At 53.3% G+C, this 11,367-nt stretch carries 12 protein-coding genes and 1 tRNA gene; 5 read left to right on the top strand and 8 right to left on the bottom strand.

Annotation, left to right across the window (positions count from 1 at the left end):
• Nucleotides 1-5: 5 nt before the first annotated feature.
• Nucleotides 6-77: transfer RNA gene (locus ACXJJW_RS10800), tRNA-Ile, on the bottom strand.
• A gap of 108 nt (nt 78-185) precedes the next feature.
• Between ACXJJW_RS10800 and ACXJJW_RS10795 the strand changes: the two genes are divergently transcribed.
• The gene (locus tag ACXJJW_RS10795; protein ID WP_456475755.1) at nt 186-1,121 is read left to right on the top strand and encodes a ribose 1,5-bisphosphate isomerase; all 936 of its coding nucleotides are present in this window, start codon (nt 186-188) and stop codon (nt 1,119-1,121) included.
• Here ACXJJW_RS10795 and ACXJJW_RS10790 read toward each other — a convergent pair whose 3' ends face one another.
• The 4 genes from ACXJJW_RS10790 to ACXJJW_RS10775 are packed head-to-tail and all read right to left on the bottom strand — an operon-like array spanning nt 1,122 to nt 6,200.
• On the bottom strand, nt 1,122-1,571 hold the full coding sequence (locus tag ACXJJW_RS10790; protein WP_456475754.1) for a deoxycytidylate deaminase: 450 nt from the start codon (nt 1,569-1,571) through the stop codon (nt 1,122-1,124).
• Between the two features lie 4 nt (nt 1,572-1,575).
• On the bottom strand, nt 1,576-2,730 hold the full coding sequence (locus tag ACXJJW_RS10785; RefSeq protein ID WP_456475753.1) for a pyridoxal phosphate-dependent aminotransferase: 1,155 nt from the start codon (nt 2,728-2,730) through the stop codon (nt 1,576-1,578).
• Nucleotides 2,731-4,629 (bottom strand): hypothetical protein, encoded by a 1,899-nt coding sequence (locus ACXJJW_RS10780; RefSeq protein WP_456475752.1) that lies wholly within the window; start codon nt 4,627-4,629, stop codon nt 2,731-2,733.
• 14 nt (nt 4,630-4,643) lie between these two features.
• Nucleotides 4,644-6,200, bottom strand: a complete 1,557-nt coding sequence (locus ACXJJW_RS10775) for a coiled-coil domain-containing protein (RefSeq protein WP_456475751.1) — start codon at nt 6,198-6,200, stop codon at nt 4,644-4,646.
• Nucleotides 6,201-6,266: 66 nt separating this feature from the next.
• Here ACXJJW_RS10775 and ACXJJW_RS10770 point away from each other — a divergent pair, with 66 nt between their 5' ends.
• The 4 genes from ACXJJW_RS10770 to ACXJJW_RS10755 are packed head-to-tail and all read left to right on the top strand — an operon-like array spanning nt 6,267 to nt 10,396.
• Nucleotides 6,267-7,475, top strand: coding sequence for a RuBisCO large subunit C-terminal-like domain-containing protein (locus ACXJJW_RS10770; protein WP_456475750.1), 1,209 nt, complete (start codon nt 6,267-6,269; stop codon nt 7,473-7,475).
• Entirely contained in the window at nt 7,476-8,162 is a 687-nt protein-coding gene (locus tag ACXJJW_RS10765) for an A24 family peptidase (protein ID WP_456475749.1), read from the top strand.
• A gap of 36 nt (nt 8,163-8,198) precedes the next feature.
• Nucleotides 8,199-9,740, top strand: coding sequence for a potassium channel family protein (locus ACXJJW_RS10760; RefSeq protein WP_456475748.1), 1,542 nt, complete (start codon nt 8,199-8,201; stop codon nt 9,738-9,740).
• Nucleotides 9,737-10,396, top strand: a complete 660-nt coding sequence (locus ACXJJW_RS10755) for a potassium channel family protein (RefSeq protein ID WP_456475747.1) — start codon at nt 9,737-9,739, stop codon at nt 10,394-10,396. The genes ACXJJW_RS10760 and ACXJJW_RS10755 overlap by 4 nt, the downstream gene beginning before the upstream one ends.
• Here ACXJJW_RS10755 and ACXJJW_RS10750 read toward each other — a convergent pair.
• From ACXJJW_RS10750 to ACXJJW_RS10740, 3 genes are read right to left on the bottom strand one after another with little or no spacing between them, the layout of a single operon-like run.
• Entirely contained in the window at nt 10,393-10,611 is a 219-nt protein-coding gene (locus ACXJJW_RS10750; RefSeq protein WP_456475746.1) for an AtpZ/AtpI family protein, read from the bottom strand. The genes ACXJJW_RS10755 and ACXJJW_RS10750 overlap by 4 nt on opposite strands.
• Nucleotides 10,601-10,852: a hypothetical protein gene (locus ACXJJW_RS10745; protein ID WP_456475745.1), complete on the bottom strand. Its 252-nt coding sequence runs from the start codon at nt 10,850-10,852 to the stop codon at nt 10,601-10,603. Before ACXJJW_RS10745 ends, ACXJJW_RS10750 begins: the two co-directional genes overlap by 11 nt.
• Complete coding sequence (locus tag ACXJJW_RS10740) at nt 10,834-11,325, bottom strand: RNA-binding protein (protein ID WP_456475744.1); 492 nt, start codon at nt 11,323-11,325, stop codon at nt 10,834-10,836. Before ACXJJW_RS10740 ends, ACXJJW_RS10745 begins: the two co-directional genes overlap by 19 nt.
• Between the last annotated feature and the right edge of the window lie 42 nt (nt 11,326-11,367).

Here is an 11,367-nt window from a genome sequence, read left to right as displayed (position 1 = left end):
GGCAATGGGCCCGGAGGGATTCGAACCCACGACCGCCCGGTTATGAGCCGGGCGCTCTACCGCTAAGCTACGGGCCCGCAGAAGTAAGTTGGCCATGTGGATATTTAACATTTTCTCTGCCCTCAGGAACGACAAAAAAGGATTATGTAAGGGCAGGGTATTTATATCCGCAGAGGCAGAGTAGAATGGGGAAAGGCATGAGCTATGAGCTTGTGAAGACCACTGCGAGTAAGATAGCAAGCATGGAGATTCGCGGCGCTGCAAAGATAGCCCAGAGCGCTGCACAGGCATTGCGCAACTTTGCGCTGAACTACCGGGGAGACAGTGAGGCGGAGTTCCTCTCTGAGCTGGAGAAAGCCGGCAGCATACTCAAGCAGGCAAGGCCCACGGCAGTAAGCCTGCCCAATGCAGTAAACTATGTGCTCACCGCAGCCAGGAATAAGAGCAGTGTGGAGGAAATTAGAAAAGCCGTGGTTGAAGCTGCTGAGGAGTTTACAGAGCGCTCAAAGAGGGCACTTGGTGCAATAGGGGAGATTGGAGCAAGACGCATAAAGAGCGGCGATGTCGTGCTGACCCACTGCAACTCACAGGCTGCCCTCTCTGTAATAACCACGGCGTTTCGTCAGGGAAAGAGTATAGAGGTCATCGCCACAGAGTCGAGGCCTCGCTATCAGGGGCACATCACAGTGAGACAGCTTGCCCGGGAGGGAATACCTGTAACGCTGATCGTGGACTCCGCTGTTCGCGCCTTCATGAAAGACGTGGATAAAGTGGTGGTTGGGGCGGATAGCATCGCCGCAAATGGTGCAGTAATAAACAAGATTGGCACATCGCAGATTGCGCTCGCTGCCCACGAGGCGAGGGTGGTCTTCATGGTCGCTGCAGAGACCTACAAGTTCCACCCCACGACGCTCATTGGCGCCCTGGTGGAGATTGAGGAGCGTCCCGCCGAAGAGGTGGCAAACCCCGAAGAATTTCCAGGGGTAAAGATTCGAAACCCCGCCTTCGACGTAACCCCACCCGAGTACATAGATTTAATAATAACAGAGAGGGGCGTGATTCCACCCCAGGCGGCGATTATGGTGCTGAAGGAGGAGTTTGGGCTGGAGCTCAGGGAGTAGCTACTCCTTAACCCGCACCACCTCTATTCCGCTCTTCTCCAGAACCTCTATGCCGTGCTTATCGCTGTAGTCAGCAAAAACCACTACCCGCTTAATACCAGAGTTGACTATTGCTATGGCGCACCAGAAGCACGGGTCGACCTGCGTATACAGCGTCCCGTCCTTGATGCCCACCCCGTGGTAGGCGGCATTGATAATTGCATTCATCTCAGCATGCACCGAGGGGCACGAGTAGTCTATAACCCCTGATGGTACGCCGTATTTGTCCTTGTAGCACGGTACCTCGTCACCGCAGTTCTCCCACCCGCGAGGGGCGCCGTTGTAGCCGGTGGCAACGATGCGGTCGTCCCTGACAATTATAGCGCCGAGCTTGCGGCGCGAGCATGCACTCCTCGAGGCTATCGCATCTATAATCTTCTTGTACATCTCTATCTTTGTTGCCCTTACCATACTATCACCCATACTCAGCCAGAGCCCTTTCAATCCTGTCCATGCCCTCTGCTATGTTATCCATGGAGCTGGCGTAGGAGATGCGCAGGTGTCCTTCGCCACGTCTTCCGAAGGCGGTGCCAGGGGTAGTGGCGACCTTAGCGGTGGAGAGCAGGTATTCGGCAAGAGCAGAGGAGTCGCGGGAAATCCCGCTGACATCAGGAAAAACGTAGTACGCAGCCTTTGGCTCGTGAACCCTGAAGCCCTGGATATTTTTGAGTCTCTCCAGGATGTAGCGCCGGCGCTTTGCGAACTCCGCCTTCATTGCCCTTACCTCATCGCGCAGAGAAAGCGCCACCACTGCGGCACGCTGGGCAAAGGAGCTGGGGGAGATGTAGAAGTTCTGCTGGAGCTTGAGCACCTGCGCAATAAGCTGCTCGGGCGCGACGACATAGCCCAGACGCCAGCCCGTCATGGCGTAGAGCTTTGAGAAGCCGTCAAGCATAACACAGCGCCCGTATCCTGTCTCAAGGATGCCGGGGCTTCGCTCTGCATCGTAGGTCAAGCCCGAGTATATCTCATCGCTTATTACCCACACCCCTGCGTCTGAGGCAACCTCGCACAGCGCGCGAAGCTCCTCCCTGTCAAGGTACATGCCTGTGGGGTTGGCGGGTGTGTTTATTAGTATCGCCCTTGTGCGCCTGCCAGCTTTCTCCTTCAGGGCTTCGATGTCAAGTGAGTAGTCCTCAGCCAGGGGCACGGCAACAGGCCTGGCGTCGAAGAAGCGTATGAAGTTGGAATAGCAGGGGTAGGTGGGGTCGGTGATGAGCACCTCATCTCCAGGCTCGAGAAGTGCGGCAAGTATGAACTGCAGCGCCAGGCTCACCCCGCCCGTAACAATAACCTCCCGCGAGGGGTCCACCTCAACGCCCAGGGTTTCATTCAAATGCCCGGCAATCGCCTGCCTCAGTTCAGGCGTGCCCTGGGCGTCGGTATAGTGGGTTTCCCCCTCCTCCATGGCGCGACACGCGGCGGCGACCACCCTCTTCGGCGTGGGAAAGTCGGGCTCTCCTATCTCCAGGTGGATGACCCTCTCCCCCTGCTTCTCCAGATGCTGCGCCTTTGCGAGAATTTCCATGACCTCAAAGGGCTCAACCTGAAGCACGCGCCTTGAGAACATTTACCTCCTCCGCAGGGCGTCTATCTTCTCACTCAGGTAGGCTTCATCCTCCACGACCTCTCTGGGCTTCGCAGGCAGCCTTTCCTCCAGAAGCCTTCTCAGCCTCTTAACTTCTTCTCTGAGGGACTCCGCCTCCTCGCCCAGCTCTGCGCATGTCTGCTCAAGCTCACCACATCTCTCCCTCCTCTCAGAAAGCTCTGATTCCAGGGCTGCTGCTATTTTCTCAGCGCTTAATCTGAGTTCTCTCTCCTTGTTCAGCTCTTTTCTTGTGGATAATACTTCCTCCTCAATCCTCAACTTTTCTGCTAAAACTTCTTCGATTTGTGTTTTCAGCGAACTTTCTCTACCGTTCAGCTCCTCCACAAGCTTTTCATTTTTCTGCATTATCAGCTTTAATCTGTTCAACTCCTCAGCGAATATCTTTTTCTCCCTACGGAGCCTTTCAATCTGCTTTGTTAATCCCTCAATCTCATCTTCCTTTTCCTTCAGCTGTGTGTTCAGAGTGGAAAGCAGGGTTTCAAGCCTGGCCTTTTCCTCTTTCAGCGTCGTGCTGATTTTCTTTTTTTCTATTTCCGCAGCTTTCCTCAGATCTCTCTCCTTTTCTATCTCTGCTTTCAGTCTATCCCGTTCCTCTGTGAGGCTCGCCTTCTCGCCGGAGAGCCTTTCAAGCTTCTCCTGCATTTTCATGGATTCTTTATTTAAAGTATCTATTTTCGAATTGAGGGCCATATTCTCATCTTCGAGACGCGTAAGCTTTTCTGCAAGCTGCATAACCTTTTCAGCCTCTTTCTCTGCCTCTTCGAGCCGCCTCTTGGCCTGCTCAAGCATCTCCGAGTACCTTACCAGCTCCTCCCTGAGCTCCCTCTTCTCTGCATCTCTCTCCTGGGGCAGGAAGTCTCTGAAATCCTCCTCCAGGGCGAGGAAGAGCTCCTTTCTGGCCGCCGAGGCGGTTTCAAGTATTCCGAGATAATCATCCCGGAGGGAGAGTATGCTGCTGTAGCTGGCGAATCTCTCCTCCACAGCTTCAGTCCTGAGCTTGAGCTCTCTGAGGCGATTCTCGAGTTTTCTCTCCCTCTCCTCACCCTCCTCAAGCTCTCTCCTCAGGCTATCGCAGACGTTCGAGGCATGTTTGAGTTTGCGGCGCTCTGCCTCGAGCTTTGAGAGCTCCCTTCTCTCCTCTTCAAGAAGAGGTGGAATTTTCTTCGACGCCTCGTCTGCAAGCTCCCTCAGCATCTGCCTCAGGGAATCCCTCTTTAAAAACAGCCCTGTAATCTTAATTTTTTCATGATACCCTACATCTTTAATCAGATTCTCAAAGAGAATCTCAGGGGGCACAGCTTCGCCCCTTTCATCGCAAACTCTGCATCCGCCGAGTATTCTTTCGGCCTCTGTCAGGAAGCTGTCCCTTATCTCCGCCAGTCTTTCGTCCGTCTGCGCTCTTATACCGGCGGCGCTCTTCTCGTAGCTCTCCTTTAGAACCTCTGCCTCTTCGCACGCCCTGAGCATCTCCTGCCTGAGCTCCCGGATGCGCCTTCTCTGAATCTCAAGCTTCCTCTCCCTCAACCTCACCTCAGCCATAAGCTCAAGGTAGAGGCGGAGGTTTTCAAGGTCCCTTCCCATCACCCGGGAGAGTTTTTCAAGGGCTGCGCTGACCTCCTGCATTGAGCTGTCATAAAACTTCCGCTTCTCTGGGATAAGGTGCATGGCTGAGGTGCATATAAGCTCAAGGCGGCGCTCTGTCTCAGCTGCAAGCTCTCCGGCTCTGCTCAGCGAGCTTTCAAGGGCTATATCTGCGGAGCGATGTTCCTTAAGAGCTTCGATGCTCTTGATAAGTTCAAACCAGCTTTCCCGGAGGCTCGCATCCATCAGCTCCTCTGGTGGCAAAAATTCTGTGCCCATAATAACAGCAAAGGCTAACCCTTGATTTTCTCAAGTATATCGGTCAGGGATTTCCGTATCTCTGCTTTGAGGCGTGCAATCTCCTCCTCAAGCGCACTTGCCCTGTTCCTTCCCTCTTCAAGCTCTTTCATAAGCTTTTTGTTCTTGTCCTCCATCTCCTCAGACATCTTCAAATATTTCTCCAGCTCTGACCTGAGATTTTCAACCTCACGCTTCAGCCTCAGATTCTCTTCCCTGAGGAGCTCCAGCTTCTCGGACCCTGTGCTGCGGAATTCGTCATACTCCCTCTCAATCTCAGAAAGCTTGCTTTCCAGCTCCGAGTTCCTCTCCTTCAGCTCCCTTATGGCTTGCCTCCTGTCCTCAAGCTCCCGGGCATAGGTCTCCACCCTCTCCTCCAGCATGGCCTTTTCCTTTCCCACCTCTTCAAGCAGCGATGAGAGCCTCTGCACCTCCTCTTCAAGCTGTGCTATCTTGCTCAGGAGGCGCCTCTTCTCAGGGTCACGCTCTATCTCAAATCCCTCAAAGGCTCCGGCGATGTACTCCAGAAATCTCCTCACCTCTGGTTCAATGGAGTCGAAGGTGGAGGCAAACTCCTCTTTTATTGACAGTATCTCATTGTAATCATCAAAGTTTCTGTTTATTCCCTCTTCAAGCTGTGCTATCTTGCCCTCAAGCTCTTCTTTATAATTTTCAAGCTCCTCACGACGTCTCTCCACATCCCTGCACGCCTTTTCCAGGGAATCAAGGTCTGCAAACTCCTTGTTGAGTTTGCGCACATTTTCCATCTCAGATTCCTTGATGCGCCTGGCTTTCTCAGCGAGCTCCTGGGCAACATACCTGAGCACCTCCAGCCTTGCCTCGGCGGTCATCTCCTCCTTCCTGAGCTTTATTCCCAGAAAGCTCCGGGTGGGTCGGGTTTCCTTCAGGTAAACCTTCTCAATGGTCCCGGGGTCCTTGAGGATTGCGATGAAAAGCTGCTTTGGCGTCGTGGGTTCACCGGCATGGTGAAGCTCATAGTCTCCCACAATGCCCTCCACCCTATCCTCAAACTCCACCTGGAGGTCGTACAGCCCTTTCTCCACCCGCGCCTTAATCTTCTCCTTCGCGAGGGTTAGCTCCCTCTGCCGCTCAAAGAACTTTGTACACAGGGTTGCCACCCGGGCTTCAACCTCCCTGAATTCCCTGCCCATCTTTTCTATCTCATTTCTGAGAGAGGCGACCTGACGCTTGATTGCAGTAAACCTCTCGAGTTTTCCAAGCTCCCCCTCAACCTTGGCAGAGAATTTCCTGAAGCCCTGCTCTATGCTGCCCGAATAGCTATCCACCTCGGCGCGAATCTCAGGCAGGTTCTTCTTTGCGGAGAGCGTGATCACATCAAGCTCTGAAAGCAGGTTTTCAAGGCTCTTTCCTATCCTCAGGAGGGCACGCCTGAACCCTGGCTGCTCGCCGGTGCTGAACTCCGCAATAGCGTCGATCTCCCTCGCAACCCCATACCACTCTTCCTTGAAGTCAGTACAGCGTTTTTCAAGCTCCGCCGGTGACAGTAATGCGTCGCTCACTCTCTCCCTCACATCTTTTTACAAGTAGGTGGTAAGCAGAAATATATATACGTTTAGGTAAAGATAAAGGGTGGAAAGATGGGAGAGGTAATAGCAAGCTACAGGATAGATGCAGATAACATAGAGGTTGCCGCCCGCGCAATAGCCATGGAGCAGAGCACGGGCACCTGGACAGAGGTAACAACCGCCACCAAGGAGATACATGAGAAGTACGGGGCGAGGGTTGTTGATATTGAAGGAGATGTTGCAAAAATCGCCTTTCCTGTGGAGGACTTCAGTCTGGAGATAGGGGGGATACCCAACATTCTCAGTATCATTGCAGGTAACCTTTTCGGCCTTCGTGAGGTTCGCGCAGTCAGGCTGCTTGATGTTGAGTTTCCCCGTGAAATTGTCAGCTTTTTCCGGGGGCCCAACTTCGGCATTGAGGGGATAAGAAAGCTCGTGGGGACCACAGGAACACGGAGGCCCCACGTGGGTACCATAATCAAGCCAAAGATAGGCCTGCCCCCTGAGCGCTTTGCAAGCGTAGCGTACGAAGCGGCGATGGGCGGTCTGGACTTGATAAAGGATGACGAAACCCTGGCGAATCAGGACTTCTGCCCCCTTGAAGAGAGGGTCTCGCGCACCATGGAGGCCCTGGACAGGGCCCGGGAAGAGGTTGGCAAACCCTGCCTGTATGCGGTCAATGTGACAAGCGATGATATAGTTGAGACTGCTCAGCTCGCAAAGGACAACGGTGCAAATTGTCTGATGATAGACGTTCTCACCTGCGGTTTTCCGGCGCTTACAGCCCTGAGTAGGAACTTCAAGCTTCCCATTCATGTGCACCGCACAATGCATGGTGCCATAACAAGGATGAAGAACCACGGTATTGCGATGCTGGTGCTTTCCAAGCTTGTACGCATGGCGGGTGGAGACCAGCTTCACGTAGGCTGTGCACTGGGCAAGATGGAGAGTGAGAACTATAGGGAAAATTACAGTGCACTGAGAGGTGAGTGGTATGGACTGGAGCCCGTGTTTCCTGTCTGCTCCGGTGGCGTTCACCCCGGATATGTGGAGGGTAATATAAGGGCAGGAGGAAAGGATATAGTGATTCAGGCCGGCGGCGGCGTTCACGGGCATCCTGGAGGTACGAGGGCAGGGGCAAAGGCGATGATGCAGGCAGTTGAGGCGGTAATGAAGGGTGTTTCCCTGGAGGAGTACGCCAGGGAGCACGAGGAGCTCAGGCTGGCGCTTGAGAAGTGGGGTACGCAGCAGATAACCCAGTACTACGGCGAGGAAAGGTAGATGGAGTTCTTTATCAGACTCCTCCTGGTCTTACTTGTGCTTTTATATGCCTCTCTGCTCGACTGGCGATATCGTGAGATTAACGATGCCTCCTGGGTGGCGCTGATTTTTATTGGCATTGTTTTCATTGCCTGGGACGTCGTCAGGGTGGGCAGCTCTCTGCCACTCCTCTACTTTTTAGTCTCTGTGGGCATAACCTCTGTCCTTGTCCTTGCTCTCTCCTATCTCGGGCTAATGGGGGGCGGCGACGCGAAGATATTCATAGGCATTGCCGCGGTGTTTCCCTACTACCTTCGCGAGGTTACGACGGTTTTTCCCATCTTCGCCCTCTCCGTCTTTGCAAATGCAATAGCACTTTCCCTCGCTTTGCCTATCTACTTCTTTATAAGAAATCTACCCCATTTAAAGCAGGTGAAAAGCTTAAGGGAATTCTATGCCCTGTTTCTTGGATACAGAAAAAAGGCTTCGGATATAAAGCCCTACGAGGCCGTGTACGGCAACGGGAAGGGCTTCACCTTCCTTCTCCGCACAGATGCGGAGCTGGGTAAGGCTGAGGGGGAGGGCGAGGTGTGGGTGACGCCGGCGGTACCCTTTGTGATTCCCATAACCCTGGGGGTACTTCTGAGTGCGCTTTATGGGGATGTGGTGAGTGCGGCTATCCTCTTCCTCCTCGGGATGGTAAGTTAATTATATGCCCCATATCTAATTTATTCTCCGAGGGAGATGAACACCGTCACCAAGAGCATACTCACAATCATCGCTGGTCTGGTTGTGCTCACAGTTATAGGCACACTTTTTATAATGAAGTTTGAGAACCTATCCCTCCTGGACGCGCTGTATTTTGTGATAGTAACCATAAGCACCGTGGGCTACGGTGACATAATCCCTACGACACAGGAGGGGAGGATAATAAGTCTGGTTATCATTGTTCTGGGGGTGTTTTCTGTCCTTGCGATTATACCTGTGATATCCTCCTATCTCATTCAGCGTGGCATAAGCAGGGCCCTTGGCATCGCCGGAATTAAGCGCCTGAAGAACCATGTGCTCATCTTCAAATACAACGACCTTGCGGAGCAGGCTATCCAGGAGATAAAAAGCTACGATATCCCCTTTATCATAATTGAGGACGATGCAGCGGTGCTAAAGAAACTTCAGGAACTAGAGCTGCCCTTTGTGGCTGGCGATGCCACGGAGGAGAGGATACTCAGAAAGGCAAGCGCCGATGCCGCGATGGGTATGATACTCACCTCCCGCAAAGACGAGGAGAACGCCTTCGTTGCAATGGCAGCCAGAGAGCTCAACCCCTCGCTGATCACCGCCGCCAGGCTGGAGAAATCTGAGAATGCCAATCTGCTTAAAAGAGCCGGAGTGGAGTACCTCATCGACCCGCGAGAAGCTGCCCTCAACATTCTTATTAAAAGCGTGCTATCCCCCTACAGCGCCGAGTTTCTGGACCGCATCGCAATCTTCAGGGGGATAAGTCTGGGGCAGTACAGGGTGGCTGGCAGATCTCCCGTTGCCGGGAAGAGCATCGCAGAAACAGGGTTCAGAAGCAGAACAGGTGCAAGCATAGTGGCAGTGTGGAAGAAAGATAAGCTGATTACCAATCCCCCCGCGGAGATGAAGCTTGAGGTGGGAGATGTGCTCCTGCTGCTGGGTACCAAGGAGCAGCTTAAAAAGGCTAAAAGGTTTGTAGAGAGGAAGACCCGGAGAAAAATTAAGGTAGAGGACGAAGAGAAGGAGTTCCCGGAAATAGAAGTGCCGGAGGTGAGAAGGAGGTTCTCCAGGGTTGTCTTCAATTCTGCCCTGATTGTAATGCTCCTCGTCGCCTCGGTGGTGCTTCTTCCCTACCTTTTCCGGATTTTTGATGTTCTTCCCTATTCGATTGCGAGCTTCATGGGCACCCTTCTCCCCCTCGCACTCTGGCTTGCGATACTGGGCCTGGTGCTGAAAATGCTTGAGGACCTTAAGGTTCTCATCTCAATTTCCACCAGTATCCTTACTTCTGCCGCACCGGGAATACGGCGCAGAAAGGACCTGAACCGCGCTGTGAAGGACATTGCCTACGCCGCCGTTGTTGGAATCCTCTTTGCCCTGATTACGCCCTTCCTGTCCAGCATGCCCAAGGCAAAGCTGGGGCTCACATATCTGGGCTTTGTGATTTCGGTGCTCTTCCTCTACGACGCGGGCAGGATATTCTACCGCTACCTTCAGGAAATAGCAGGCGTAGTCGCAGAAAAGATTGCGAGGGAGGTGAAGAGGTGAAGAACCACATAATAATATGTGGTTACGGCTACCACGGCAGGAAAATTGCCGAATCGCTGGAGAAGGAGAAGATTGCTCACGTGATTATAGACATAGCCACCGAGGAGGAGAGGAGGAATCTGATAAAGGGTGATGCCAAGGACGAGGAGGTGCTGCGCAAGGCGGGGATAAAGGATGCCAGGGAGATTGTTATTGCGGTGAGCAATGATGTGGATGCTGTTTTTATCACACTGCTTGCAAGAACCCTCAATCCCGATATCAGGATAGTTGCAAAGGTTGACCGCCACGAGTCGATGAAGAAGATTTACCTTGCTGGGGTGAACAAGGTGATCTGCCCCTATATTATAGGTGGAAGGCTTCTGGCAAGGGCAGTCGCCAGGCCTCTGGTGGCAGAGTTTTTCCAGCGAGTGACGATTGCCAAGGACCTGGAGGTGGCACAGGTTACCATAGGTGGCGAGTCAAAGTTTGCTGGGAAGAGGATAAGGGACATGGACCTTGCCTCCCGGGGTCTGGCAATTCTCGCTGTTTACCGCGCCGGGGAGCTGATACCCAACCCGCAGTCTGAATTTCTCGTGGAGGAGGGCGACCATCTGATAATTCTGGGCAGCAGCGAGGAGATAATGAAGCTCAGGAGCAGCGAGAAGATTCTTGGCTAGGGCTTCCTCACATAACTCTGTATGAGGGTCCTGATACCCACCGCAAGGCCCAGGAAGATACCAGCCACCATGCCCAGGAAAGCCACCGCATCACCATAACGTTTTCCGATGTAATAACCAGCGAAGGCGAGGGCCACGACGGGTGCTGCAAGCTCTATGCTCGCTCCAAGTGCAGCGGCCACGCTTCCAAGCACCTCGGGTTTTCTATCTGCCATCCTCCCTTCTCCTCCCCAGATAGCGCAGCATGGCATAGGCCACGAAGAGGCTGAGCAGCAGCAGCGCAACTTCATCGAGCATATAACTGCGAATCCACCTCCAGAATCCCATAGACTGGGCAGCAGAATTCCAGAAGAATCCGGAAACACTCGCCTTTAGCACCACCCCTGTGAATGCCGCCCCTAAAAGGGCGAGAATGGCGACAAAAGCGCTGCCTCTGCTTACATCTCCAGCTTCCATATCCTATCGCCTACATGGTGAAGGTTCTTAACACACTTTCCCTTTTCCCTCTTGCCGAACTCCTCGCCACTCCACAGTGCCTCGCCTATTGCTATCGCCTTGCTGTGCTTCTCCTCAAGAACAACCACCAGGTCGCCCTTTTCAATCTTCTCGTCATAGGCGACCACTCCGGGACGCATTATGTCGGCGCCGTTGACCACATACGGAACAGCTCCCATGTCCACAACCACATAGCGCCTGTCTGCCTTCAGCCTGAGCGCACCCCTAACAGTGGGGAAATACCTGCCACGAACCTGAAAAATCAGGGGTTCACCATTGACGAGGATGATGTCCACCCCCTCCTCCGTCTTCGCAACCTCCATCCTGACTTTCCCGTCGATGAGCTGTGAGAAGGCGGGAGATATCCTGGAAAGCTCATCCCTGATTTCCTTTACCATGCCCTTCCTTGCAAAATAGCGTTCCTTTATCTTCATCCACTCACCCGGTTCAACCCCATATTCTGCAAGACCTAACGC

Source organism: Candidatus Pyrohabitans sp., assembly GCF_054014795.1.
The sequence above is the reverse complement of the archived record's forward strand: the minus strand, read 5'-3'. Positions and strand labels throughout refer to the sequence as shown.

Coding starts and splice junctions, on each gene's coding strand:
- ACXJJW_RS10795 (WP_456475755.1), top strand. CDS start 186: ATGGGGAAAGGCATGAGCTATGAGCTTGTGAAGACCACTGCGAGTAAG.
- ACXJJW_RS10790 (WP_456475754.1), bottom strand. CDS start 1,571: ATGGTAAGGGCAACAAAGATAGAGATGTACAAGAAGATTATAGATGCG.
- ACXJJW_RS10785 (WP_456475753.1), bottom strand. CDS start 2,730: ATGTTCTCAAGGCGCGTGCTTCAGGTTGAGCCCTTTGAGGTCATGGAA.
- ACXJJW_RS10780 (WP_456475752.1), bottom strand. CDS start 4,629: ATGGGCACAGAATTTTTGCCACCAGAGGAGCTGATGGATGCGAGCCTC.
- ACXJJW_RS10770 (WP_456475750.1), top strand. CDS start 6,267: ATGGGAGAGGTAATAGCAAGCTACAGGATAGATGCAGATAACATAGAG.
- ACXJJW_RS10765 (WP_456475749.1), top strand. CDS start 7,476: ATGGAGTTCTTTATCAGACTCCTCCTGGTCTTACTTGTGCTTTTATAT.
- ACXJJW_RS10760 (WP_456475748.1), top strand. CDS start 8,199: ATGAACACCGTCACCAAGAGCATACTCACAATCATCGCTGGTCTGGTT.
- ACXJJW_RS10750 (WP_456475746.1), bottom strand. CDS start 10,611: ATGGCAGATAGAAAACCCGAGGTGCTTGGAAGCGTGGCCGCTGCACTT.
- ACXJJW_RS10745 (WP_456475745.1), bottom strand. CDS start 10,852: ATGGAAGCTGGAGATGTAAGCAGAGGCAGCGCTTTTGTCGCCATTCTC.
- ACXJJW_RS10740 (WP_456475744.1), bottom strand. CDS start 11,325: ATGAAGATAAAGGAACGCTATTTTGCAAGGAAGGGCATGGTAAAGGAA.